Here is a 24,988-nt window from a genome sequence, read left to right on the forward strand (position 1 = left end):
CATGAGCATCACCTACTCCCCCGAAGAACTCGAAAACCTGGTCGTCGAGGTGCTCAGCCAGGCCGAAGACAATGTGGTGCCGATCGTCCAGCTGGGACACCCCGTCCTCCGCCAGCCGGCCGTCAGCTACACCGGGCAGCTGCCCAAGGAACTGCTCGACGAGCTGCTGGCCGTCATGCGCGACACCATGTACGACGCCCCCGGCGTTGGCCTGGCCGCCCCGCAGATCGGCATCCCCCTGAAGATTGCCGTGCTCGAAGACCTCTACAACCTGCCAGAAGACATGGCCGCCGAACGCGAGCGAGAGCCGCTGGAATACTTCGAGATCTTCAATCCGAGCTACGAGGCGCGCGGCGCACGCACGGCCGAGTTCTACGAAGGCTGCCTGTCCTTCGATGGATTCCAGGCAGTCGTGACCCGGCCAGCCGACATCCGGGCCAACTACGAGGACCGCGACGGGAAACAGGTAGTCCGCGACTTCTCCGGCTGGCAGGCGCGGATCGTGCAGCACGAAACCGACCACCTGTACGGGACCGTCTACATCGACAAGGCGGCCACCCGTTCGCTCATCAATGAAACCGAACTGTGGCGCCACCAAGGGCTCTCGGTGGCCTCCGCCAGGGAAACCCTGGGATTCTGATGCAGGACGCCACCACGCTGCTCTGCCCCCTTTGCCGCGGAGCGCTGGAGCTGTCCATCGCACCCCGCCGCACACTGGCCTGCCCCGCCGGCCACCGCTATGACGCGGCCAAGCAGGGCTACTTCAACTTCCTGACCGGCAAGGGCACGAACTTCCTCGAAGACACCTCACCGATGGTGCTGGCTCGCGAGGCCTTCCAGCACCGGGGGCACTACGCGCCGCTGGCCGCCGAACTCGCAGCCCTGGTCGCAGCGCACCATCCCGCAGACCAGCTGGATATCATCGACGCCGGCGCCGGCACCGGCTACTACCTGGGAGAAATCCTGGACCGCCATCCGGCCACGCGCAAGGACGCGCTGGCCATGGACATCTCCCGCTTCGCCATGCGCCGGGCCGCCAAGCTGCCGGACACGCTGGCCGTCGTCTGGGATGTCTGGCGCGAGATCCCCAGCCGGGATGAGTCCCGCGACGTCGTGCTCAACTGCTTCGCGCCGCACAACCCGGCGCAGTTCCGCCGCGTCCTGCGCCCGCAAGGGCTGTGCCTTGTCGTCACCGGAGCCGCTGACCATCTGGAAGAAGTCCGTGAGCCGCTGGACATGCTGTCGATTGCTGGCGGCAAGCAGGAGGCACTGGTCGAGAAGTTCGGCACGGAGCAGCTGGCCCATCTGGGATCCCGAAACCTGAGCTACGCCATGGAACTTGATCCGGAGGACCTGTTCAATCTGGCCTTCATGGGACCAGCCGGGCACCACCTGTCCCCCGAGGTGCTGCGCGCCAAGGCCGCATCCCTCGGAAGTCGCACCGTCACAGCATCCTTCGACGTACATTTATTCGTCCCGCAGGGCTAGAAAATACCCCAAAATGACTACACCTTTCCCCTGCTGATTACGGCAGAATGGAGAAAAGGCCACTCGCAATTGGCCCTTGATCTATTTGAGCAAAGGTGGAAGCCATGACAACGGCGGAATGGATCGTCAGCAACGCATGGGTCATCTGGCTCGCGGTGTTCCTGCTGCTGGCGATCATCGAGATGCTTTCGCTCGACTTGTACTTCATCATGCTCGGCGTCGGGGCCCTTGGCGGTGTCGCGGTCGCGCTCTTGGGCGGCCCCATGTGGCTTCAGGTCGTCGTCTTCTGCGGTATCTCCCTGCTGATGATCCTGCTGGTCCGACCCATTGCCGTGAGACACCTGAAAAAGTCCCCGGACGGTTTCCGGACCAATATCGAACGCCTGATCGGCGAGGACGCCTTGATCCTGGAGCCAACCTCGCGCCTGTCCGGCTCGGCAAAGATCCACGGAGAAATCTGGACGGCCCGCTCCGAGGCGAACTCGCCCACCATGATGCCCGGCACCTACGCGGTGGTCCGGCGCGTCCAGGGCGCCACCGCTTTTCTGGAGCCCGCGCCCCAGGCCCCGGAAAGCTGACCCTCCATAGCGGCTTTCCGCCCCATGATTTATCACTCAAGCACAAGGAAAGAGAGTACAAACCATGTCCGGTAATGGCTTTGGCTTGACCATCGTCCTTGTCGTTCTGGCGATCTTCGTGATCGTCGTGCTACTACGCAGTGTGCGTATCGTGCCCCAGGCACGAGCGGGCATTGTGGAACGCCTCGGCAAGTACAACCGCACCCTCAATCCGGGTCTGACCCTCCTGATTCCCTTCGTGGACCGGCTGCTCCCGCTGCTGGATCTGCGCGAGCAGGTTGTGTCCTTCCCGCCCCAGCCGGTGATCACCGAAGACAACCTCGTCGTCTCCATCGACACCGTGGTGTACTTCCAGATCACCGAGCCGCGTGCGGCCACCTACGAAATCGCCAACTACATCCAGGCAGTTGAGCAGCTGACCACCACGACGCTGCGTAACGTCGTCGGCGGCCTGAACCTGGAAGAGGCCCTGACCAGCCGCGACCAGATCAACGGCCAGCTGCGCGGCGTGCTGGACGAGGCCACCGGCAAGTGGGGCATCCGCGTCTCGCGCGTCGAGCTGAAGGCAATCGATCCGCCCCTGTCGATCCAGGACTCCATGGAGAAGCAGATGCGCGCCGAGCGTGACCGCCGCGCCGCGATCCTGACGGCAGAAGGCACCAAGCAGTCCGACATCCTGACGGCCGAGGGTGAGCGCCAGGCGGCCATCCTCAAGGCCGAGGGCGACGCGCAGGCCTCGATCCTGCGCGCCGACGGCGAGGCCCAGGCCATCCAGAAGGTGTTCGACGCAATCCACGCCGGCCGCCCGGACCAGGAACTGCTGGCCTACCAGTACCTGCAGACCCTGCCGAAGCTGGCCGAAGGCACCTCGAACACCCTGTGGGTGATCCCTAGCGAGCTGACCGAAGCGCTCAAGGGCATCGGCGGAGCACTGGGCGGAACGGGTGCTGACAAGAGCCCGACCGCTCCGGGTACCACCGAGGGAATCTGATTCCCCGGGTGATCCGAACAGATCAATAACCACGCAGCGGCGAGGTGCGAAGCTTGCACCTCGCCGCAGACGCGTATAATGGATGTTTTGGTGCGAAAATTTATCTTCCCCCACTTGGGATGGAATTATTTCAGCGCGCCAAACGTTGGTACGTGTAGCGAATTTTTTAGACATCGCGGAGGGAAAACATGAGCGATCGCAGCCTACGAGGCATGCGCCTGGGTGCACAGAGCATGGAATCTGAGGCAGGTGTGGAGCCGGCTGCCCGTCAGCGCGTCGAATACCGTACCGAAGAGGGTGAAACCGTCTTCATCGTCTTTGCCGCCGAGGCAGAGATCCCGGCAACTTGGACCACCAAGACCGGCAAGGAAGCCAAGCTGGTGCACGGCGAGGCCAAGGCCGAGGAAGCCAGCAACGAGAAGCCTGTGCGTACGCACTGGGACATGCTGCTGGAACGCCGCAGCGAAGAAGAACTTGAGAAGATTCTGGCCGACCGCCTGACCCAGCTGCGCACCTCGCGCGGCGAAGCCGTCTAGGCAGCAGCGGCACTGCGGGCCGGTTCCCCTTCCGATTCGGAAGGGGAACCGGCCCGCAGTCTTTTAATGCCCGGCATGGCCGGGCGCAACAATGCGACGGCCGCGAAGCCTGGGCTTCGCGGCCGCCGCGAGTGGTTTGGGAGGGGATGCTACTTGCGGGAAGTCAGCTTCTTCCAGCGGGCGCCAAGACCCCAGCGGGTCACGTTCCACATCGCTTCGAAAACGATGTTGCCGCTCATCTTCGACGCGCCCAGTTCGCGCTCCACGAAGGTCACCGGGACCTCGACGATGCGCTTGCGCATCATGGCCACGCGGAAGGTCATGTCCACCTGGAATCCGTAGCCACGCGACTCGACCGCGTCGAAGTCGATTTCCTCCAGGGTCTGGCGCTTGAAGGCACGGTAGCCGGCGGTGATGTCGCGCAGCGGCAGGCCGAGCATGGTGCGCGAGTAGAAGGAGCCGCCGCGGGAAATGATCTTGCGCAGCAGCGGCCAGTTCACGACCTCGCCGCCCTTGACCCAGCGCGATCCGATGACCAGGTCCGCTCCGGCGGCGCTGGCTTCCAGCAGGCGCGGAAGCTGCTCGGGCATGTGCGAGCCGTCGGCGTCCATCTCAACCAGCACGTCGTAGTCGCGGGCCAGAGCCCACTCGAAGCCTGCGATGTAGGCGGCGCCCAGGCCGTCCTTGCCGGTGCGGTGCAGCACGTGGATGTTGCTGTCCTCGGCGGCCATCTTGTCGGCCAGTTCGCCGGTGCCGTCGGGCGAGTTGTCGTCGACGATCAGTACGTCCGAGTCAGGAACAGCACTCCGGAGCCTTCCGACCGTCAGCGGGAGGGATTCCAGTTCGTTGTAGGTCGGAATGATCGTAATGACGCGCACTCGGCGGCACCTTTCTTGGTAAACGGCTGCAATGAGCCCTCACGGGGCATGGGGGCATGCCCGGAATACTGCGGTATGAGGGCTGATCCAAATTCAAAGTATACTCACCCGGCACGGCGGGCATCGCCCCAGACACAGGAAAACGCAACGATCCCCAGTGACTTCGGCCCTATTTCACAGGTTGGAAAACTTGGGAAATGTTATCTAAGGTCACCGGGGATCGCTATTCAAATTGCGTCATTTCGAACACAATGCTGGGTGCATCACGAAGAGGCGCTTAGTACAGCCTAATGGGTGACCCACCCAGGCTGTCAACCGACTGGTGACCAGAATCTTCGTCCAATATCTTCAAGTCAGACAAAATATTGCGAATTTTCCGCAGACCCGCCGCAGCGGCTACAGCGAGGCTCCCGCCGCGGCTTCCAGCTGGTCGAACAGGATCCGCCCGGCGCGCACGGTGCGCAGGCAGGCGGGGATCTGCTCATCGACGACCGGGAGCATCGGGGTGCCGGCGCGGGCGTCGGTGCTCCAGGAGCTGATGCGCACGTCCGGGGTCTGCACTGCCAGCTCCGAGGCGCTCCACACGGCGAAGGTCGCCGGGGCGCCGATGACCAGCTGGCCGGCCAGCGGGTTGTTCTCCCCCATGGCGCGGTAGGTGGAGCGGGTCTGGGCCAGGAAGGCGGCGCGGGCGGAGATGCGGGACTCGGCGTCCGCCATGTTCATCGCGGCGCGCACGATCTTCCAGCCGTCCACCTCGGTGACCGGGGCGTCAGAGCCCAGCACCAGCGGCACGCCGGAAGAGAGCATCGCGGAGAGGTTGTTCATGCCCTGCGCGCGCTGACCCAGACGAGCCTGGTACATGCCGCCCTCGCCGGCCCATGTGGCGTCGAAGGCAGGCTGCATGGAGACCATGATCGAGTACTGCAGCAGGCGCTGGCGGGCGGTGTCGTCCACCATCTCGGCGTGCTCGATGCGGTGGCGGCACATCTGCAGCTTGGCGGTGCCGATCTGCTCGGCGGACAGGTCGAAGGCGTCCAGCAGGGTGTCCAGCGCGCCGTCGCCGATCACGTGGAATGCGGCCTGGATGCCGCGCTGGCTGCAGGCGACCAAGTGGGCGGCAATCTGCTCGCGCTCCAGGTAGAGGGTGCCGCGGGTGCCCGGAGCATCGGAGTACTCCTCGCGCAGGTAGGCGGTGTGGCTGCCCAGCGAGCCGTCGACCCGCAGGTCGCCGCCCAGGCCCAGCACGCGGCCGGCCGGGAAGCCGCGCATCAGCTCGTCGGCGCGCTCGGCGTCGGAGACCAGTTCGCCCCAGAATGCGTAGACAGCAGGAAGTTCGCCGTTGTCCAGCGCCAGCAGCTCATCCAGCGCGGCGCGGCCTTCCAGGTGCGGGGCCGCCATTTCCACCACGGTGCCGAAGCCGCGCGAGGCGTAGTGCTCCAGGGCCAGGCGCTGGTAGTCGGCGTCGGCGGCGGTGCCGGCCAGGGCCTCGCGCACCGCGTCGTGCTCGGCGCCGCGCACCACACCCGAGGCGATGTCGCCCAGGTCCAGCTCGTCGAGCAGCTTCCGGTTGACCAGGGCGCTGTGCACGTCGCGGCGCACCAGGTAATAGCCGCGCCCGTCGGCGGCGGCAGTCAGCTCCGCCTCGCCCGGCAGCTCCGGCTGGGCCCACGAGGAGTTGTCCCAGCCCTGGGCCAGCACCAGCGAGGCCGAGGCGCGGGCGCGTTCGGAAACCAGCGCCAGCAGCGCGGCGGCGCTGTCGGCGGTGCCAAGGTCGGCTCCGGCCAGGGTGCGGCCCAGCGCGGCAAGGTGGGTGTGCGACTCCACGAAGGCGGGGGTGATCAGCGCGCCGTACAGGTCGATGACCTCGTCCACGGTCTCCGCGTGGCGGTCCGCGGCCTCTTCACCGCCGATCCAGGCCACGGTGTCGCCGTCCACGACCATCGAGGTCGCGAACGGGTCAGCGGCCGAGTACACCGAACCATTGCGGTACAGGGTTTTTGCCATGAGCTAACTTCCTTTTCATTGCAAGCCGCCGGGGCGGGCCCGGCGCGAAAAATCTGCGGGTGCGGCGCGCTAGTCCAGCACGTTCGAATAGGCGACGACGCCGCGCTTGATGCTGTCCGCTGCCTGGTAGGCGCCGCGCACCAGCTGAGGAGGCAGGTCGGTGTTCTTGGCGAACTGGTCAAGGGTGTCGATGACCTGCTTGGCCCAGCGCACGAAGTCGCCCGGGGCCAGGTCGGTGCCGCGCAGCGCGCTGTTCAGGCTGGAGCCGCGAGCCCACTTGTACATCGGCCAGATCAGCCCGGACTCCGGCGGGGCGGTGGGCTCCAGGCCCAGCGCCTCCTCGGCGTCCGAGAGCGGGCCCCAGATGTTGATGGTCTGGGTGAAGATGTCGGCGATCTTCTCGGTGGGCATCTTCGGGTCCGGCCTGTCGTAGTCGCGCCGGCCCTGGTAGACCAGGAAGGCGACCACGGCGCACAGCTCCTCGGCTTTCAGCCCGGTCAGCTTGCCGGTTTCCAGCACCTGGCTGGTGAGCAGGTCGCGTTCGCCGTAGATGCGGCGCAGGCGCCGGCCGGCGTCGGTGATGCTGAAGTCCTCCCCGCCGGAGCTCGGGACCAGGTAGCCGAACTGTTCCAGGACCTTGCAGACCTTGTCGAACTGGGTGGCAATCGTATTGGTGCGGCCGCGGATGTTGCGCCGGGCCTTGTCGGTGTCCTTCTTCAGCTTCCAGTAGCGGTCGGCCCAGCGCATGTGGTCCTCGCGCTCGGAGCAGGCGTGGCACGGGTGGTCGCGCAGTTCCAGGCGCAGCTTCTCGATCTCGCGCTCGAAGGAATCCGAGCCGTCGAAGTCGAAGCTCTGCGCGTCCTGGCGCGGCGGGCGGTGATCGTAGATCGCGTTGCGCAGCGAGGAGGCCAGGTCGCGGCGCTCCTTGGGGCTCTTGCCGGTGAATCCCTTGGGGATGCGGATGCGCGAGACGATCTGCAGCGGCCCGTTCAGGTCTTCGGAGGAGAGCCGGCGCAGCTGGCCTTCCTCGGTCAGCACGGTGTGTCTCGGGTTGTACATGGCCTCATCCAGCGCGACGATCACCGCGCGGCCGAAGCGGCGCCCGCCGGGCAGGTCCACCACGTCGCCGCGGATCACGGCCTGCAAGGAGCGCTCGGCCGCCGAGCGCCTCTCGTGCCGCCGCGACTTCGCGGCGGTCTTCTCCAGCGCCGCCAGCTCGCGCTGCAGCTTCAGGTATTCGGTGAAGTCGCCCAAGTGGCATTCCATGGACTTGGCATAGCCGGCCAGGGACTCTTCCTTGGAGCGCACCTGCCGGGCCATGCCCACCACCGAGCGGTCCGCTTGGTACTGGGCGAAGGAGCTTTCCAGGATCTGGCGGGTCTGCTCGCGGCCGAACTGCGCCAACAGGTTCGTGGACATGTTGTAGGTCGGGCGGAACGAGGAGTTCAGCGGGTAGGTGCGCCGCGAGGCCAGGCCGGCCAGCGCCTCGGGTTCCATGTCGGGGTTCCACAGCACGATGGAGTGGCCCTCCACGTCGATGCCGCGCCGTCCGGCGCGCCCGGTGAGCTGGGTGTACTCCCCCGAGGAAATCTGCACGTGGGATTCGCCGTTGAACTTGACCAGCTTTTCCAGCACCACCGAGCGGGCCGGCATGTTCACGCCCAGGGCCAGGGTTTCGGTGGCGAACACTACCTTGACCAGGTTGCGGGCGAACAGGTCCTCGACAATTTCCTTGAAGATCGGCAGCAGGCCGGCGTGGTGGGAGGCGAAGCCGCGCACCAGCCCGTCGCGCCAGCTCCAGAATTCGAGCACGTCCAGGTCCTCGTTGGGGATCCGGTAGGCCACCTCGTCAAGCGCCTGCGCGATTTCGGCGGCTTCCTCGTTGGTGGTCAGGCGCAGATCCGCCATGGCGCACTGCTGCACCGCCATGTCGCAGCCCTTGCGGGAGAAGATGAAGAAGATGGCCGGCAGCAGCCCGGCGCGGTCAAGCCTGGCGATGACCGAGGAGCGCGAGACGCGCTGGCTGAGCCCAGGCGCGCGCTGCAGCCCGCGGGCCGGTCCCCGGCCGCGTCCGCGCTGCACACGCCCGCCGGGGCTGTGGCTGCGCACGAGCTTGCGCAGTTCGGGGTTGACGCTGGCCTTGATGTCGCCCTCGGCGACCTTGTCGAACGCGACGTCCTCGGCGAACAGGTCCACCAGGTTCGGGCCGACCATGACGTGCTGGAACAGCGGCACCGGACGCACCTCGGAGACGATGATGTCGGTGTCCCCGCGCACGGTGTCCAGCCAGCCGCCGAATTCCTCGGCATTGGAGACGGTGGCGGACAGCGAGATGATCTGCACGTTGGAGGGAAGGTGGATGATCACTTCTTCCCAGACCGCGCCGCGGAACTTGTCCGCCAGGTAGTGGACCTCGTCCATGATGACGTAGCCCAGCCCGTCCAGGGTCTGCGAGTCCGCGTAGAGCATGTTGCGCAGCACCTCGGTGGTCATCACCACGATCTGCGCCTCGGAGTTGATGGAGGTGTCGCCGGTGAGCAGGCCCACCTTCTCCGGGCCGTAGACCTTGACCAGCTCGGTGAACTTCTGGTTGCTCAGCGCCTTGATGGGCGTGGTGTAGAAGGCCTTGCGGTTCTCGGCCATGGCCTGGAAGATCGCGAACTCCCCCACCACCGTTTTGCCGGCTCCGGTCGGAGCTGCCACCAGGACGCCGTGTCCCTCGGCGACCTTGCGGCAGGCCTCGGCCTGGAACGGATCCAGATCGAAGGAGAGGGTTGCCCGGAAGTCCGGCAGGCTGGTGCCGAATTCGACCTGGCGCGCCTTGGAATTCGCGTAGCGTTCCGCGGGGGAAGTCACAGGGGCCGTTCACTTTCTGGAAACGGTGTCACCCGCTTCCGAAAACACGAGGTGGTGGTGTGCGCCGCAGCGGAGGCTACAGCTTGGAGTTCGGTTCCTCGATGGTGCTTGGTGCGTCGATGTCCGATACCGCGCCGGAGGCGAGGCGTTCGTTCTCCGCGTCCTGGATCTTCTGCTTCTTGGCGCGCTTCTTGTCATTGATGTAGCAGAACAAGGTGGCTGCGGCGAAGGTGATGAACAGCGGGCCGGCCAGCGCGAACATCGTGATTGCGTCGCCGCCCGGGGCCGCCATCGCGGCGACCAGGGCTATCAGGAATACCGTGATGCGCCAGTTCTTCAGGATCACCTTGGAAGACAGCACGCCGACCATGTTCAGGCCCACCATGAGTACCGGCACCAGCATGGCCAGGCCGAAGGCCAGCAGCAGCCGGAAGACGAATGGCAGGTAGCTGTCGACGGTGACCAGGATCTCGGAGTTTACCGGGGTCAGGCCGATGAAGAAGTGCAGCGCGAACGGCAGGATGAAGTACGCCATGGACACGCCGAAGAGGAACAGCGGAACCGCGACGGCCGCGAAGGCCATCGACATGCGGCGTTCCTTCTTCTTCAGCCCCGGGACGATGAACGCCCAGATCTGGTAGATCCAGACCGGCGAGGAGATCACCAGGCCGACGAACAGCGCGACCTTAATCATGATGTCGAACGGCGACATGACTGCCGTGAAGTTGACCGCGCCACCCGCGGCGTTCACCGGGGCGATGATCAACGCCAGCAGCTGGTCGTAGAGGAAGAAGCCGGCGATGGTGCCGAGCGCCAGAGCGATCAGCGACTTGAACAGCCGGTTGCGTGCCTCGACGAGATGCTCTTTGAGAGACATCCGCCCTTCGTCGTTTTTGACCCGCTTCTTCTTCGTCCGCGGGGGTTTCTTAGCGTTAGTTCCCACTGAAAAGGTCTACGAGTTGTTCTTTTCGTTGGGATTCGAGTCATTGACGGTTCCGTCAATGGTCTCCGATTTAGGGTCGTCGTCCTTCATCTGGCGGACTTCCGACTTGAAAATGCGCAGCGACTGGCCCATTGAACGCGCCAGTCCTGGAAGCTTCGGCGCGCCGAAAAGCAGCAGCGCCAAAACGATAATGATGACCAAGTGCCATCCCTGCAAGCCACCCATGTGGATTCCCTTCTCTCAAGTTCAAGTCTACGTTAGAACAGGCCCAAGTCCCGCATGTTCTGTGCCTGGCCTCGCTTGGCGCGACGCGCCACGCGGCGCACCCGTCGCGCTTCGATGCGTTCTGCCTTGCCCTTGCGCAAAAGCTTTTTGATCTTCTTCGGGTCAGCGTGGGTTGCCGCGGTACCGTGCGGGTAGCGGCGGCCCACCGCGGCATACTCCACGACGGTGCCGGGCTTGGCGAATTCGGCGCCCAGCTGCTCGGAGGCCTCCCCCAGGGTGTCGAACACCTTCACGCCCTGGCGGAACAGCCGGAAGCCGGCCAGCACCGCGCAGAGCAGGGTCGCCAGGACGAGTACCGTCCACAGCAAGGTCCAGAACCACCAAGGGAGCATTTATTTATCCTCATACATCCGGATAGCTTCGTCCAACCACTCGCGCACGCGTTCGCGCGTAGCGTCGGGAGAGATCACTGCAATCTTACCGCCGTGGCGGGCCACCAGCGGCGCAGGCACCAGATCGTAGGAGATCCGCACCTTGGCCAGGTAGCCGTTGCCGATTTTCGAGCTCGACCATTCCGAAGGCTGGAAGGACTCCACTGCCGGCAGCTCCTCGTCGTCCACGTAGAGCACCGCCTGCAGGTCCTCGGCCGAGCCGCGGTAGCGCATGTCCAGTTCCTCGTCGTCACGGTGGCGCGGCCCGCGCTCGAAGACCTCTCCGGTGGTCTCGGCATCCAGGATGCGGTCCACGCGGAAGGTCAGCAGGTCTTCGCGGGTGCGGCACCAGGCGCGCAGGTACTGGGTCGCGCCGTCCTCCACCAGCCGCACCGGCTCCACCTCGCGGCGCTGGTGCGCCTGCGAGTGGGCGGAGTAGTAGTCGATGGAGAGCACCTGGGAGCCGAGCACCGCATCCACCAGCTGGGCGGGGATGTCGTGCTCGCGCACCTGGGACAGGGCGAAGCCCAGCGAGCCGTTCCAGCCGTCGAAGCGGGCCACCGCAGCGTTGATCTTCTCCAGCGCCGAGGCCAGCACCTCGCGGTGCTCGAACTTGGGGATGCTGGCCAGCGCGTTCAGCCCGCCGAGCACGGCGACGGCTTCCAGCGGGGCGAGCTTCTGCGGCTCGGCCAGCAGCGCGGCGTTGGAGATGGTGACGGTGTCAGCCTCCAGGTCCCCGTCGTTGACGTTGATCAGCTCGTCGTGCTGGCCTCCCGGTACGCCGCACATCATGATCATCGCCAGTTCCTCGCGGACCTTGTCCACCGGCATCTGGTAGCGATCGGCGAGCTCCTTGATCTCGACCACCCCGTGGGAGACCACGTACTGGATCATGTCGATGTTGCGCAGCACCTGGGTGGCGGTGGTTCCGCGCCCGGCGGCGCGCTGCGCCCTGAAGGAGGCATTGTGCATGCGCGGGTCCCCGGCCAGCTGCACCTGGGCGTCGCGGGCGGCGCGCAGCGTGGCGGCGACCTGCTCGGCCAGCGGCGCGGGCTCGAGCACCTTCACCGCGGGGCCGTAGGCGGCCAGCTCGGAGGCGAAGGACTCGGGGTCGGCATAGGCGATGTGCAGCGGGTTCTGGCTGGAGGCGCCGTTCAGGGCTCGCACGCGCAGCGGGGTGGCGGCGTCGTCGCGGATTTCAACGGTGGCCAGGTGCCCGGGATTGCGCAGGTCGAAGTCCAGCAGCACCTGGGACATGCTGAAGTCCGCCGGACGCGGCCGGTAGCCGGCGCTGCTGGTGCCGCCGCGCCGAATGGTGGTCTTGAAGTTGCCCACCACGCGCGAGAGACGGAAGACGCGCTGGGCGTCGCGGGTGTGGTCGAAGCCGGTGAAGTACCAGTTGCCGAAGCGCTGGCCGATCCCCCACATGTCCACCTCGCGCACCGATTCGACGTTGCCGGCGGTGACGTAGTTGAACTTGACGGTTTTGCGGTTGAACACTGCCAGGGCGCATTCGCGGAAGTTCGGCTCGTCCAGCGAGAGCCGGGGCAGCAGCGAGCCTGCGAACGGGGCGACCGGCGCGGGGGCGCTGGAACCGGTGATCCGCGCGGCGGCCTTCAGGCCCAGGGCCTGCAGCTTGGAGTCCTTCCACAGGCTCGCGGCCAGGGAGATCATCGCCGATTCGGCCGGGGTGAAGCTGACCTCGGGAAGGAACCAGTCGCTGGTGTCGATGCTGTAGCGCATCTCGCCGTCGACGTCGTCGGCGATCAGGCGCAGGCCGAAGTCGTTGCGGATCTCTTCGCGCAGCCGTTCCACTGATTTTTCGCGGGCGGAGTCGCTTCCCTCGGGGGTGAGGTATTCCCCGATCATCGCGGTGGTGAATTTCCGCGGAGTGGTGGCCAACGCGTAGATGAGGCTGGTCAGGCGCTCGGCCTTGCTCGGTCCTGAAGATTGCTTTGTGCTCACGAGATAACCCTAGCGATTTTTGGCGTTGACCGCAGACTTTTAAGACGGCTGTGGCCCCGAAGATGTCGGGGCCACAGCTTTTTGCGTCAAGCGGTCTGGCTACTTGGTGCCCATCAGGTCAACCACGAAGATCAGCGCTTCGTTCGGGGCGATGGCGCCCGGGGCGCCGCGTTCGCCGTAGGCCAGGTGCGAAGGGATTTCCAGGCGACGGCGGCCGCCGACCTTCATGCCCAGCAGGCCCTGGTCCCAGCCCTGGATGACCATGCCGACGCCGACCGGGAAGTCGAGGGTCGAGCCGCGGCCCCAGGAGGAGTCGAATTCCTCGCCGGTGGACCAGGCGACGCCCACGTAGTGGGCCTGGACGGTGGTGCCGGGGGTGACCTCGGCGCCGGTGCCCTCGATCAGGTCGGTGATGACCAGCTCGGTGGGTGCATCGGTGCCCGGGAAGTCGATTTCCGGCTTGGTGCGGTCGTAGTTGCGTTCTCCGAACGACATGTTCACGGCCTTTCTATATTCGTTGTCCGGCTGGCTGTTAGCCGGCCGCGGCGGATACCTCGGTCAATTCTACGTAGAACACCAGGGTTCCGGTGGGCGATCCGCCGGTAGAGGAATCACCGTAGGCCAGATCGGCGGGGATGGTCAGCATGACCTTGGAGCCCGCCTTCAGGCCGGTCAGGCCCTGGGTCCAGCCCTTGATGACCTGGTTCAGGCCGAACTGGGTGGCGTCGGCGTCGAAGTTGCCGTCGAACTTCTTGCCGTCGGCGTAGGTGACGCCCAGGTACTTGGCCTTGACCGTGGAGGTCTCGGTGGCTGCTTCGCCCTTGGTGCCCTGCTCCAGCACGTCCACGACCAGGCCCTTGGGCGCCTCGACATCCTTCGGGATGTTAATGGTGGGCTGCTTGTCCTTGAAGCTGACGGTCGGCAGCTTGCCTTCCTTCTTCAGCTTCGCGGTCTCCTCCTCGGAGAGCTTGGAGCTGGCCGGGGTGGTGCCCTCGATGGTCATCACGATGATGCGCTCGGCGCGGCTGCCCGGCTCCGGGGTCTTCTGCGCGCCATTGGCGTCGACGCTCTCGATCGCCGAGTAGGCGACCCAGTCGCCGACGTGGCCGTCGATCAGCACGTTGTAGAGCGAGGGCATGGTCTGCTTGAACTGGTCGTCCAGCACCATCGGGGCGGCCTGGCCAGTGAAGTTCTCGTTGGTCAGCTTGCCGTCGATGGTCTTGTAGAGCCCGGACTTCACCTGGATGGTGTCACCCGGGTTGATCTCGGCGCCCTCGCCCTTGACCACGTTGACCGCCTCGTCCTTCTCGGTCAGGAAGGGGGCGTCGATGCTGACCTCTGGAGCGGTGCTGGCGTCCTTGGCCGGGGTGACCTTGATGTCGGCCAGTTCGCTGCTGCTCGAGGAGCCGCAGGCGGCCAGGGCGAGGATTGAAGCGGTGGCGGCTGCTGCCAAAACTTTGCGCACGAATCTACTTTCGTTCTTCCGGTATTTCAAAAATTGCGCGGCGAACCTGCGTGTCAGCGGAACGCGCTCGCTTGCAAGCCTAGTTCGGCTTGCTGTGAAAAGTCTTTCCACCAGCTCCCTAGACAGGCTGGCTCATGATCTGGATCAGCTCGTCGACCTGCGGGTTGCTGGTCGCGAACGGGTCCTTGGCCAGCACGATGCCGCCGGCGCCTTCCTCGTATTTCATGTGCACCCAGTCGGCGCTGTAGCGCCGGCCGGTGGCGCGGGCCGCGCGGATGAACTTGGCGCGCAGCGCTGCGCGGGTGGTGGACGGCGGATTCACCACGGCGTCGCGGATCTGCTCGTCTGACACCACGGAGGTGGCCAGCCCGCGCTTGGCCAGCAGGTGGAACAGCCCGCGGGCGGGGTCGATGTCGTGGTAGGTCAGGTTCAGCTGGGCCAGCCGGTGCGAGGAGAGCTCCAGCGAGTTCTTCTGCGCGTACCCGAGCAGCAGCTTACGCTTGATGGCCCAGTCGATGTCGCTGTCGATGGCGGAGAAGTCCTGCGACTCGATGGCGGTAAGCACCCGCTCCCAGAGTTCCAGGATCTGCTCGACGCGGTCGTGGTGGGCGCCGTGGCGCTCCACGAATTCCTTGACAGCTTCGAAGAGCACCCACTGGATCTGCAGCGCCGTCGGCTCGTCCCCGCCCATCAGGCGCACCACGGTCTGCCCGGTGAAGTCGTGCGAGACCTGGCGGATGGAGCGGATCGGGTTCTCCAGGCGCAGATCGTGGTAGATCTCCCCGGATTCGATCAGCCGCAGCACCAGGTCGGTGGCGCCGATCTTCAACAGCTGGGTGGTTTCGCTCATCGTGGAGTCGCCCACGATCACGTGCAGCCGGCGGTGGTATTCGGCGTCCGCGTGCGGCTCGTCGCGGGTGTTGATGATCGGGCGCGAACGGGTGGTCGCCGAGGAGACGCCCTCCCACATGTGGTCCGCGCGCTGCGAGAAGACGTACCTGGTCTCGTCGTCCACCTGCACCAGGTTGCCCGCGCCGCACAGCAGCTGGCGGGTGACCAGGAACGGGATGAGCATGTCGGCCAGGCGCCTGAATTCGATCTTGCGCGGGATCAGGTAGTTCTCGTGGCAGCCGTAGGAGTTCCCGGCGGAGTCCACGTTGTTCTTGAACATGAAGATCTTGCCCTCATGCCCCTCTTCGGCCAGGTGGTCCTCGGCCTGGTCCACCAGGTCGAGCATCAGCGCCTCGCCGGCGCGGTCGTGGGCGATCAGCTGCAGCAGCTGGTCGCATTCGGCCGTGGCGTACTCCGGGTGGGATCCCACGTCCAGATAGAGCCGGGAGCCGTTCTCCAGGAAGACGTTCGAGCTGCGGCCCCAGGCCACGATCGGGCGGAACAGGTGCCTGGCGGCGTCCTCCGGGGTCAGCCGGCGTCCGTCGGACGGCACGTAGTTGAGCCCGAATTCGGTTTCCAGCCCGAAGATTCTGCGATCCACTCGAAAGTACTTCCCTTCAGCTGCGGCGCCTGGTCCGGCGCCTATGGATGGTGGCGGCAGCCCGGAAGGCTACTGGCCGCCCTTCTGCACGAAGCCGCGGACGAATTCCTCGGCGTTGGATTCCAGGACCGAGTCGATCTCGTCGAGCAGGTCGTCGACGCCGGCGGACTGGCCGGTGGTGTTGACCTGGATCTGCTCGGCGTGCTCCTGGGTCTCGCTCTGCCGGCGGGACGAAAAGCTTTCCTGGGTCATGGCCCTCTCCTTCTGCTTGAAACTGCGCTGCCGCGAATTACGCACCGGCAGTGATTCTTATTCTGCTCGCTCTAGGCGCGCGGCGCCAATTTATTGATGAACTCGTCGATCTCCAGGTTCGCCTCGAACAGCCGGCCCACGTCCTTGCGCGAGCCGCCCAGCGGCTCGGAAAGGAACACCCGGTTCACCCGGCGCGCCCCGGGCACCGCGAAGGTCAGCGCGTCCCAGTTGGCCGCGACCACATAGGGGGCGTAGCGCTGCAGGGTCATGCCGCGCAGGTAGGCCCGGGTGTCCTCCGGCGGGGCGGCGACCGCCTGGTTGATCTGCTCCTGGCTGAACAGGCTCTGCATGGCCCCGCGCGCGGCGAGCCGGTAGTACAGGCCCTTGTCCTGGCGCAGGTCCGCCCACTGCAGGTCCATCAGCCCGATCCGCGGGTCATCCAGGCCCAAACCGTGGCGCTGCGCGAAGGTGGTGACCAGCTTGTACTTGGCGATCCAGTCGACCTGGTCCGCGGCCAGCAGCGGATCGCGCTCCAGCAGATCCAGGACGGCCTCCCAGCGCTGCAGGATCTCGGCGGTGTCGGCGTCCTCGATCCCCCGGGAGGCGCAGTACCCCTGGGCCGCCAGCAGGTATTCGCGCTGGATCTGAATGGCGCTCAGGCGCCGCCCGCCGCGCAGCCGCACCGCGGTTGCCAGGCTCGGGTCGTGGCTGATCTGCTGCAGCGCCGCCACCGGGTCCTCAAGCTCCAGCGCGGGCGCGAGGCCCGCCTCGATGAGGCTAAGCACCAGGTTGGTGGTGCCCACGCGCAGCAGCGTGGAGATCTGCCCCAGGTTCGCGTCGCCGATGATCACGTGCAGCCGGCGGTACTTGTCCCAGACCGCGTGCGGCTCGTCGCGGGTGTTGATGATCGGGCGGTTGATGGTGGTTTCCAGCCCCACCTCCGCCTCGAAGAAGTCCGCGCGCTGCGAGATTTGGAATTCGGCGCGCTCGCCCAGCATGCCCCGGCCCACGCGCCCGGCGCCGCAGAAAATCTGCCGGGTGGCGAAAAACGGGGTGAGCCCGGAAACCAGTGCGGAGAACTCCACCGCGCGGGGCACCAGGTAGTTTTCGTGCGCGCCGTAGGAGACCGACTTGTTGTCGGTGTTGTTCTTGTAGAGCAGCAGCTGCCCGCCGCCCAAGCGCTGCGCGGAGTCCGCGGCGCGGCGCATCACCTCGTCGCCGGCCTGGTCCCAGAGCACCGCGGCGCGCGGCGAGGTGGATTCGGGGCTGGAGTACTCCGGGTGCGCATGGTCCACGTACAGGCGCGCGCCGTTGCCCAGCACCATGTTCATCACCACGTCGGTGGTGTCCTTCTCCTGGTACAGGGTGGAGCCGATGCGCGCGTCATTGCCCGACAGCGCGATGGACTCCGCGGTCCAGATGCCCTCCTGCTGATCCGGCTCCACATCGGTGAGCTGGCTGGGATGGGCGTCGGCGCGGTTGATGGCGAAGCCGCGGGCATCCTGCAGCGGGGATTCGTCGGCGTAGTCCCAGCGCGCACCCTGCACCCGCGCATCCCCCTGGGCCACCAGCTGGGCGTAGGAGTCGACGATCTGCGCGGAAAGCACCGTGGCGTTAGCCTTGGGCATGCCGGGGCGGATGATGCCGTATTCGGTCTCCAGCCCGACCAGCCGGCGGGCGCTCACTTGGCGCCCCGCTGGTTCACCAGCGAGCGGATGTTGCTGATCCGCTCCCCCTTGCGCCCGGAGATCCGGGCCCAGTCGTCGGGGTTGGTGGTGTTGGGCATGTCCTCGTGCTCGGCGAACTCCTCGCGCACCGCGCGCAGCAGGTACTCCATCTTCAGCCCGCGCTCGCCGCCGGTGATCAGCGCCTTGATGGCGTGCTTCTTCGCCCGGTCCACCACGTTGTGGATGACGGCGCCGGAGGCGAAGTCCTTGAAGTAGAGGATCTCCGAGGCGCCGGTCACGTAGGTGACCTCCAGGAACTCGTTGATCGGAGCGGTGGAATACATGGCCTCGACGGTGCCGCGGATCATGCGCTCGATGGTGGCCTGCGCGTCGGCGTCGGCGGCCAGCTCCTCGGGGTGGATGGGCAGGTCGGTCGTGAGGTACTTGCCGAAGATCTCCGCGGCGCCCTCGGCGTCCGGGCGGCGGATCTTGATCTTCACATCCAGCCGCCCGGGGCGCAGGATGGCCGGGTCGATCATGTCCTCGCGGTTCGAGGCGCCGATCACGATCACGTTGTCCAGCCGCTCCACGCCGTCGATCTCCGCCAGCAGCTGCGGCACGATGGTGGTTTCCACGTCCGAGGAGACGCCGGTGCCGCGGGTGCGGAACAGCGATTCCATCTCGTCGAAGAACACCACGACCGGGTCGCCGTGCAGCGCCTTCTCGCGGGCGCGGGCGAAGATCAGCCGGATGTGGCGTTCGGTTTCGCCCACGTACTTGTCCAGCAGCTCCGGGCCCTTGATGTTCAGGAAGTAGCTGCGCGTGGCGCCTTCGCCGTTGCGCTCGGCGGCGCGCTGGGCCAGCGAGTGCGCCACGGCCTTGGCGATCAGGGTCTTGCCGCAGCCCGGAGGGCCGTAGAGCAGGATGCCCTTGGGGGCGCTCAGCCCGTGCTCGCGGTAGAGCTCCGGGTGGGAGAAGGGAAGCTCGACCGAATCCTGGATCGCCTCGATCTGCGAGTTCAGCCCGCCGATGTCCGAGTAGGCGATGTCCGGGACTTCCTCCAGCACCAGGGACTGCATGTCGGTCAGCTGCACGCGGCTCATGGCCAGCCCGGTGCGCGGGTCGAGGGTGAGCTGGTCGCCCACACGCAGGTGCTGCTCGCGCAGCGGCTGGGCCAGGGTGATCACCCGCTGGTCGTCGGCCCGGGCCATGACCACCGCCTGGTGGTCCTCCAGCAGCTCCTTGATGGTGACCAGCTCGCCGGTCTGCTCGTAGCCCAGCCCGGCGATGACCACCAGCGCCTCGTTGAGCAGCACCTGCTGGCCCACGTGCAGCTTCTCGAAGTCGAGCAGCGGGGAGATAGTCACCCGCATCTTGCGCCCGGAGTACATGACGTCCACGGCCTGGATCGCGGTGGATTCGATGCCCAGCCCCGGTTCGGGGTGGCGGCGCGGGTGCTTGGCGGTGATGGTGCCGTAGCTGAACGGGGCGTCGCCGTCGCGTTCCAGGGCTGCCTTGAGGTTGATGATCTGCTCGCGCGTGGTTTCCAGCAGCGCGACCAGGCGCTGGTTGTTGCCGCCGATCCCGGCCAGCTGCTTGTCCAGCGCGCGGTTCTTGTCCCGCAGCACGTTGACCTGGCGTTCGGTCATCTGCAGGCGCTGCGCCAGTTGCTGCGCCTCAAGGCTTTCGCTCACGTTACTTCTCCCTACACTCGTTCGCGCCGCGTGCGGCTATCTCCATCGTACGGACAACGGCCCCGGGTTCAGCGCACCCGGGGCCGTTGATTCACCATCTGAGACGCAACGTCTCAGATGACGGACCGCTCACCGGCTAGTCCTGCTCCGCGGCGGCCACCGCGGCGTCCTCGGCGTGGGCGGCGCGCACCCGCACCGCCTGGTTCGCATCGCGCGCCGCGCGGCGCAGCTTCTTGTCCGACAGGCCGCGCTCGCCCAGGGCCTGCGCGGTCCACTCCTCCTCGGAGTGGTCGCGGGTCCAGGCGCTCAGGTCCTCGGCCGAGTAGGAGTGCTCCTTGATGCGCTTGGCCTTCGGGATGCCGTCCGCGGCGTCGGCCAGCCGGCGGGTGGTGATCAGGAACGCGGTGTGCGCGACCATGCGGTGGTCCGGGCGCACGGCCAGGCCGTCCACGTGCCAGCCGCGCAGCAGGGTCTCGAAGCACTCGGGCTCGGTGAACTGGCCGGATTCGCGGATGGCCTCCACCACACGCGACATCTGGGTCACCGAGGAGACGTAGTTGGTCCACACCCCGCCCGGGGCCAGCACGGTGGCCACCGCATCCAGGCACTCCCAGGGGCTGAGCATGTCAAGCACCACGCGGTCGATGCTGCCCGGCTCCTCCAGCTGAACCACGCGGTCCTGGAAGTCGCCGATGGAGATCTGCCAGGCCGGGTGCTCCCCGCCGAAGACGGTGGAGACGTTGCCGCGGGCGATGTCCGCGAATTCCTCGCGGCGTTCGAAGGAGTGCAGGTAGCCGCCATCCCCCACCGCGCGCAGCAGCGAGATGGACAGCGCGCCGGAGCCCACGCCGGCCTCCACCACGCGGGCTCCGGGGTAGATGTCGCCGAACTGCACGATCTGCGCGGCGTCCTTCGGGTAGACCACGGTGGCCCCGCGCGGCATGGAGAGCACGAAGTCCTTGGCCAGCGGGCGCAGCGCCTGGTAGCGGAAGCCGTCCACGTTCTCGATGACCGAGCCCTCGGGCAGCCCGATGATGTCCTCGTGCGGCAGCACGCCCTTGTGGGTGTGGAACTCCCCGCCGGGCTGCAGGGTGATGGTGTTGATGCGGCGCTTTTCATCGGTCAGCTGCACGCGGTCGCCCACGCGGAACGGGCCGCGGCGGGCGTGCGCGCCGTGCGGGGCGGCGGCTGGCTGGGGCTGCTCGGAACTCTGGCTCACGGTGTTGTCCTTCATTGGTTGGTGCTTGGAAGTTTAATGGGGTTATTTCCTGCGGCCGGTGACCGCGTTGACGATGTCGGTCTGGTGCAGCAGCCCGACCACGACGCCGCGGCTGGAGATCACCGCGTATTCGGCGGTGGGCACGCTGGCCAGGTAGTCGATCAGTTCGCGGCCGTCGGAGTCCTCGGCCACCACGGCGCCTTCGCCCAGCGCCCGGGAGACCGCCAGCGCGGGCGCCTGCGCGGCGTGCGCCGGATCGACCCGGGCCAGCGCCGCCTCGTCGACCACACCCACGGGCATGCCGCGCGGGTCGACCAGGATGACCTGGCCGCCGCGCTGGGCCCGGCGCAGGTGCACGTCGGCCACGGACGCGGCCGAGGCCATGGCGCTGGCCGGCTGCATCAGATCGGAGGCGATCACGGTGGGCAGGTTCAGCATCAGCTTCGAATGCCCGATCAGCGCGGTGGTCGCCTGCCACATGAACACGGCCACCATCAGGCCCACCACTGCGGTGATGATCTGCACCTGCTGGCCGCGCAGAAACGGCCAGGCCACGAAGAAGAAGACCACCGCGACGGCGATCGCCCGGCCCGCCCAGGCCGAGGCGATGGTGCCCTTGTACTGGGATCCGGTGGCCTTCCAGACGATCGACTCGACCAGCCGGCCGCCGTCCAGCGGCAGCCCGGGCAGCGCGTTGAAGGCGCCCAGCAGCAGGTTCGCGTACACGCCGAAGTCGAGCAGCAGCTGCAGGTAGATGTTCAGCTCGACCAGCTGGCCGATCCCCCACCCCAGGCCAGCCAGCGCGAAGTTGGACAGCGGCCCGGCCAGCGCCACCCAGAGCGAGGCCCCGGGGCTGGCCTTGAAGGAGCCGAACTGGGTGTGCCCGCCCATCAGGGTGAGCACGATGTGCGCGTCGGGCCACTTGAAGGCGCGCGCCACCATGGCGTGGGCGACCTCGTGCACCAGCACCGCCAGCGCGATAGCCACCGCGCAGGCGAAACCCAGCAGGTAGGCGCCGGCCGCCGGGATCAGCGCGGTCTGCGAGAGCTGCACGCCCATGGAGACGGTGATCACCGCGGTGATGATGAACCAAGAGGAGGACAGGTAGACCGGCACGCCGCCGATCTTGCCGAGCTTGAGGCCCGGCGCCTTGCGGGTTTCTTCGCTCATGCGTTCACCTGGGCCAGCCAGGAGGCCATGGTCTGCAGATCCAGGCCCGCCAGCGAGTCGATCCGGCGCCACGGCCCGTGCCCGGGGTCGGTGGCGTTGGGGATGAGCACCGCGTGCAGGCCGGCGGCGCTGGCGGCGGTGATGCCGGGGGCCGAGTCCTCGAAGCCGATGCAGCGGGCAGGATCCAGCGGCGCGCCGGCCAGCTCGGAGAGCAGCTGCAGCCCGCGCAGGTAGGGTTCGGGGTGCGGTTTGCCCTGGGCGACTTCCTCGCCGGTCACGCTCGCCTGGAAGATGCCCTCGGGCAGCAGCGGCAGCAGGTCCGCGACGATGCTGCGCTCCGACATGGTCACCAGCGCCTGCGGCACCCCGGCGGCGTGCAGCGCGGTGAGCAGTTCGCGGGCCCCGGGGCGCCACGGCAGCTGCTCGCGGATGCCGGCGGCCACGCGGGCGCTGAGGGTGTCGATGATCTCGCGCACCGGCAGGTCTACCCCGGCGGCCTGCAGCACCCGGGCGGCGTCCGGCAGCGCGCTGCCGACCAGGGCGTGGGCCTGCTCCCCGCCCCAGGTGCCGCCGTGGGCGGCCACCAGTTCCCCTTCGGCGGCGATCCAGTACGGTTCGGTGTCGATCAGGGTGCCGTCCATGTCCCACAGCACGGCGTGCGGGCCTTCGGGCGGCAGATTTGTGTCAAAGGCAAAACTGGTGCTTGGCATGAGTCCATTCTAGATGGAAGAGTGGGGCTAAGCCGTTTCGGCACCCCCGCCGGGAAAGCCCGAAACCTCACAGGAAACCCGCAAAGGAGTCCCGGTTGACCGATCAATACCACGTACCGACGCTCAACGGTTTCATCGCGGGTGGCGATCACGAGCGCCGCCCGGCGGTGCTGGTCGCCGCCTTCGAAGGCTGGAACGACGCAGGCTCGGCCGCCAGCGATGCGCTGCGCAGCATCCTTGACACCAGCGCCGCGGAGCATGTGGCAACCATCGGCCTGGACGACTACTACGACTACCAGTTCACCCGGCCCACCTCGAAGCTGACCGAGCGCGGCCGCGAGGTGCAGTGGCCGCAGACGGACATCTACCGCATCGCGCAGCCGGGGGCCGACGCGGACCTGGTGGTGGTGCTCGGGGTGGAGCCGACCTTCCGCTGGCAGGGATTCTGCGCCCGGATCCTGGAGCACGCCGCCGCGCAGAACGTGCGCGCGGCGCTGACCCTGGGCGCGCTGCTGGCCGACGTGCCGCACACCCGCCCGGTGCCGACCTCCATGGCCAGCGACGATCCCGGGCTGCAGGAGCATTTCAACATCACCGCCTCCAGCTACGCCGGGCCCACCGGCATCCCCTCGGTGCTGGGCATCGAGCTGCAGCGCAGCGGGATCCCGACGATGTCGCTGTGGGCGCAGCTGTCCCACTACGTGGCGCAGGCGCCCAGCCCGCGGGTGCAGCTGGCGCTGGTGGAGCTGCTCGAAGAGCTGCTGCCGGTGTCGATCCCGGCCCAGCAGCTGCGCGAGGACGCCGTGGCCTGGAAGCTCGGGGTGGACGAGCTTGCCGCTTCGGACCCGGAGGTCTCCAAGTACGTGCAGCAGCTGGAGGCGGCCACCGACGCCAGCGAGCTGCCCGAGGCCAGCGGGGAGACCATCGCCCGCGAGTTCGAACGCTACCTGCGCCGCCGCGGCCGCTACCGCACCGACGGCTCGGGGCCCGACTTCGAGATCTAGGATCCCGGAGCCGGGCCCCGTGGCGGTGCGCTTTGGCTACTTGAGCTTCAGGCCCAGCAGCGCGTCCAGCCCGTCCACCAGCAGCGCTTCGCCTTCGCCGTCGCCTTCCGGCGCAGTGGCGGCCCACTGGTCGATGGCCTGAAGCGCGGCCGGCGCGTTCAGGTCCTCGGCCATGCGCGCGCGGATGCGGGTCAGCAGGGCGGTGGCTTCGGCCAACCCGGTGCCGGCCAGACGCTCACGCCAGGCGGAGATGCGCTCCGTGGCCTGCGCCAGCAGCTCGTCGGTCCAGAACCAGTCCGAGCGGTAGTGCTGGGAGAGCAGCACGGCGCGGATGGCCACCGGCTCCACGCCTGCGGCGCGCAGCTTGGAGACCAGCACCAGGTTGCCCAGCGACTTGCTCATCTTCTCGCCATCCAGGCCCACCATGCCGGTGTGCAGGTAGGCCTGGGCCAGCGCCTTGCCGTCGACGGCTGCGGCGTGCCCTGCGGAGAATTCGTGGTGCGGGAAGATCAAGTCCGAGCCGCCGCCCTGCACCGTGAACGGCGCGGGCAGCGTGCGGCGGGCGATCACGGAGCATTCGATATGCCAGCCCGGCCGGCCTGCGCCCAGCCTGCCGCCCTCCCACGACGGCTCGCCTTCGCGGGCCGCGCGCCACAGCAGCGGATCCAGCGCGTCGCGCTTGCCGGCGCGGTCTGGATCGCCGCCGCGTTCGGCGAAGAAGCCCAGCATGGTTTCGCGGTCGTAGCCCGAGACGGTGCCCAGCTTCCAGGCGTCGTTCTGCGCGGCGATGGAGTCGAAGTACACGTCTCCCTCGACGCCGTCGGCCCCGGCCGGCACGGTGTAGGCCAGTCCGGCGTCCAGCAGCTGCTCGACCACCGGCACCAGCCAGTCGATGGATTCCACGGCGCCCACGTAGTGGTGCGGCGGGATCACGTTCAGCGCTTCCATGTCCCTGCGGAACAGCTCGATCTGCGAGGCCGCCAGCTCGCGCCAGTCCACCCCGGTGGCCTCGGCGCGCTCGAGCAGCGGGTCGTCCACGTCGGTGATGTTCTGCGTGTAGGTCACGGTCCGGCCGTTATCCAGCCAGGTGCGGTGCAGCAGGTCGAAGGTGACATAGGTTGCCGCATGCCCCATGTGGGTGGCGTCGTAGGGGGTGATGCCGCAGACATACAGGCTGGCCGGCTCGTTGGCCTTGGCCGCCTCGGCGGTGGCCCGGAGGGTACCGGATGAGGTGTCGAAGACCTCCAGGATCGGGGCGGAGCCCACGATGTGCGGTACTTCCGGGGATTTCCACGCGTGCACTGTTGTACGTCCTTTCGCAGATGCGACGATTGAGTTCTTTAAGTCCAAGTCAAGCAGAGTTGGGTTTATTCCCGTTAACTGCGAAGTGTCCGTGAATCGCTTCACGGACACCTGCGGC

The 24,988-nt window shown here is 67.1% G+C and carries 23 protein-coding genes; 6 read left to right on the forward strand and 17 right to left on the reverse strand.

Translation table 11 applies throughout. The features are described from left to right. Position 1: 1 nt before the first annotated feature. The 5 genes from DFO58_RS05105 to DFO58_RS05125 all read left to right on the forward strand — a co-directional run bounded on the left by DFO58_RS05105 (position 2) and on the right by DFO58_RS05125 (position 3,593). Positions 2 to 640, forward strand: a complete 639-nt coding sequence (locus DFO58_RS05105; protein WP_120989435.1) for a peptide deformylase — start codon at positions 2 to 4, stop codon at positions 638 to 640. Beyond that, positions 640 to 1,488, forward strand: a complete 849-nt coding sequence (locus DFO58_RS05110; RefSeq protein WP_113606245.1) for a putative RNA methyltransferase — start codon at positions 640 to 642, stop codon at positions 1,486 to 1,488. Before DFO58_RS05105 ends, DFO58_RS05110 begins: the two co-directional genes overlap by 1 nt. Before the next feature lie 104 nt (positions 1,489 to 1,592). Continuing rightward, the gene (locus DFO58_RS05115; protein ID WP_120989436.1) at positions 1,593 to 2,066 is read left to right on the forward strand and encodes an NfeD family protein; all 474 of its coding nucleotides are present in this window, start codon (positions 1,593 to 1,595) and stop codon (positions 2,064 to 2,066) included. 64 nt (positions 2,067 to 2,130) lie between these two features. Beyond that, entirely contained in the window at positions 2,131 to 3,057 is a 927-nt protein-coding gene (locus DFO58_RS05120) for an SPFH domain-containing protein (protein ID WP_113606244.1), read from the forward strand. A 188-nt stretch (positions 3,058 to 3,245) separates the two neighbouring features. Next, positions 3,246 to 3,593, forward strand: coding sequence for an RNA polymerase-binding protein RbpA (locus DFO58_RS05125; RefSeq protein ID WP_047119111.1), 348 nt, complete (start codon positions 3,246 to 3,248; stop codon positions 3,591 to 3,593). A gap of 149 nt (positions 3,594 to 3,742) precedes the next feature. Here the strand turns inward: DFO58_RS05125 and DFO58_RS05130 are convergent, their stop codons facing one another. The 16 genes from DFO58_RS05130 to DFO58_RS05205 all read right to left on the reverse strand — a co-directional run bounded on the left by DFO58_RS05130 (position 3,743) and on the right by DFO58_RS05205 (position 22,564). Next, entirely contained in the window at positions 3,743 to 4,471 is a 729-nt protein-coding gene (locus DFO58_RS05130; RefSeq protein WP_047119110.1) for a polyprenol monophosphomannose synthase, read from the reverse strand. Between the two features lie 396 nt (positions 4,472 to 4,867). Beyond that, on the reverse strand, positions 4,868 to 6,475 hold the full coding sequence (locus DFO58_RS05135) for an amidohydrolase family protein (protein ID WP_120989437.1): 1,608 nt from the start codon (positions 6,473 to 6,475) through the stop codon (positions 4,868 to 4,870). 69 nt (positions 6,476 to 6,544) lie between these two features. Then, complete coding sequence (locus tag DFO58_RS05140) at positions 6,545 to 9,331, reverse strand: DEAD/DEAH box helicase (protein ID WP_053798072.1); 2,787 nt, start codon at positions 9,329 to 9,331, stop codon at positions 6,545 to 6,547. 76 nt (positions 9,332 to 9,407) lie between these two features. Beyond that, positions 9,408 to 10,208 carry a twin-arginine translocase subunit TatC gene (gene tatC / locus DFO58_RS05145; RefSeq protein WP_082344748.1) on the reverse strand — a complete coding sequence of 267 codons (801 nt, stop codon included), beginning with the start codon at positions 10,206 to 10,208 and terminating at the stop codon, positions 9,408 to 9,410. Positions 10,209 to 10,283: 75 nt separating this feature from the next. Next, positions 10,284 to 10,499: a Sec-independent protein translocase subunit TatA gene (tatA, locus tag DFO58_RS05150; protein ID WP_047119106.1), complete on the reverse strand. Its 216-nt coding sequence runs from the start codon at positions 10,497 to 10,499 to the stop codon at positions 10,284 to 10,286. A gap of 32 nt (positions 10,500 to 10,531) precedes the next feature. Continuing rightward, entirely contained in the window at positions 10,532 to 10,891 is a 360-nt protein-coding gene (locus tag DFO58_RS05155; RefSeq protein WP_047119105.1) for a hypothetical protein, read from the reverse strand. Continuing rightward, positions 10,892 to 12,895 (reverse strand): WYL domain-containing protein, encoded by a 2,004-nt coding sequence (locus DFO58_RS05160; RefSeq protein WP_120989438.1) that lies wholly within the window; start codon positions 12,893 to 12,895, stop codon positions 10,892 to 10,894. Positions 12,896 to 12,994: 99 nt separating this feature from the next. Next, positions 12,995 to 13,390 (reverse strand): FKBP-type peptidyl-prolyl cis-trans isomerase, encoded by a 396-nt coding sequence (locus DFO58_RS05165; RefSeq protein ID WP_053799402.1) that lies wholly within the window; start codon positions 13,388 to 13,390, stop codon positions 12,995 to 12,997. Between the two features lie 37 nt (positions 13,391 to 13,427). Further along, complete coding sequence (locus DFO58_RS05170; protein WP_120989439.1) at positions 13,428 to 14,360, reverse strand: FKBP-type peptidyl-prolyl cis-trans isomerase; 933 nt, start codon at positions 14,358 to 14,360, stop codon at positions 13,428 to 13,430. 118 nt (positions 14,361 to 14,478) lie between these two features. Further along, positions 14,479 to 15,852 carry a Pup--protein ligase gene (pafA, locus tag DFO58_RS05175; RefSeq protein WP_053798068.1) on the reverse strand — a complete coding sequence of 458 codons (1,374 nt, stop codon included), beginning with the start codon at positions 15,850 to 15,852 and terminating at the stop codon, positions 14,479 to 14,481. 69 nt (positions 15,853 to 15,921) lie between these two features. Further along, on the reverse strand, positions 15,922 to 16,104 hold the full coding sequence (locus DFO58_RS05180; protein WP_047119102.1) for a ubiquitin-like protein Pup: 183 nt from the start codon (positions 16,102 to 16,104) through the stop codon (positions 15,922 to 15,924). Positions 16,105 to 16,175: 71 nt separating this feature from the next. After that, the gene (gene dop / locus DFO58_RS05185) at positions 16,176 to 17,789 is read right to left on the reverse strand and encodes a depupylase/deamidase Dop (RefSeq protein WP_052772363.1); all 1,614 of its coding nucleotides are present in this window, start codon (positions 17,787 to 17,789) and stop codon (positions 16,176 to 16,178) included. Continuing rightward, positions 17,786 to 19,420: a proteasome ATPase gene (gene arc, locus DFO58_RS05190; protein WP_120989559.1), complete on the reverse strand. Its 1,635-nt coding sequence runs from the start codon at positions 19,418 to 19,420 to the stop codon at positions 17,786 to 17,788. The genes dop and arc overlap by 4 nt, the downstream gene beginning before the upstream one ends. Before the next feature lie 181 nt (positions 19,421 to 19,601). Continuing rightward, a complete protein-coding gene (locus DFO58_RS05195; protein ID WP_231735950.1) occupies positions 19,602 to 20,684 on the reverse strand; it encodes a tRNA (adenine-N1)-methyltransferase in 1,083 nt (360 codons plus the stop codon). 42 nt (positions 20,685 to 20,726) lie between these two features. Continuing rightward, positions 20,727 to 21,854 (reverse strand): site-2 protease family protein, encoded by a 1,128-nt coding sequence (locus DFO58_RS05200; protein ID WP_120989440.1) that lies wholly within the window; start codon positions 21,852 to 21,854, stop codon positions 20,727 to 20,729. Then, on the reverse strand, positions 21,851 to 22,564 hold the full coding sequence (locus DFO58_RS05205; protein WP_047119098.1) for an HAD family phosphatase: 714 nt from the start codon (positions 22,562 to 22,564) through the stop codon (positions 21,851 to 21,853). The genes DFO58_RS05200 and DFO58_RS05205 overlap by 4 nt, the downstream gene beginning before the upstream one ends. A 95-nt stretch (positions 22,565 to 22,659) precedes the next feature. Between DFO58_RS05205 and DFO58_RS05210 the strand changes: the two genes are divergently transcribed. Beyond that, complete coding sequence (locus DFO58_RS05210; RefSeq protein WP_120989441.1) at positions 22,660 to 23,568, forward strand: PAC2 family protein; 909 nt, start codon at positions 22,660 to 22,662, stop codon at positions 23,566 to 23,568. A 36-nt stretch (positions 23,569 to 23,604) separates the two neighbouring features. Here DFO58_RS05210 and mshC read toward each other — a convergent pair whose 3' ends face one another. Continuing rightward, positions 23,605 to 24,870, reverse strand: a complete 1,266-nt coding sequence (mshC, locus tag DFO58_RS05215; RefSeq protein ID WP_053798062.1) for a cysteine--1-D-myo-inosityl 2-amino-2-deoxy-alpha-D-glucopyranoside ligase — start codon at positions 24,868 to 24,870, stop codon at positions 23,605 to 23,607. Between the last annotated feature and the right edge of the window lie 118 nt (positions 24,871 to 24,988).

It is taken from the genome of Arthrobacter sp. AG1021 (assembly GCF_003633665.1).
In the GTDB taxonomy this organism is placed as follows: Bacteria; Actinomycetota; Actinomycetes; order Actinomycetales; family Micrococcaceae; genus Glutamicibacter; species Glutamicibacter soli.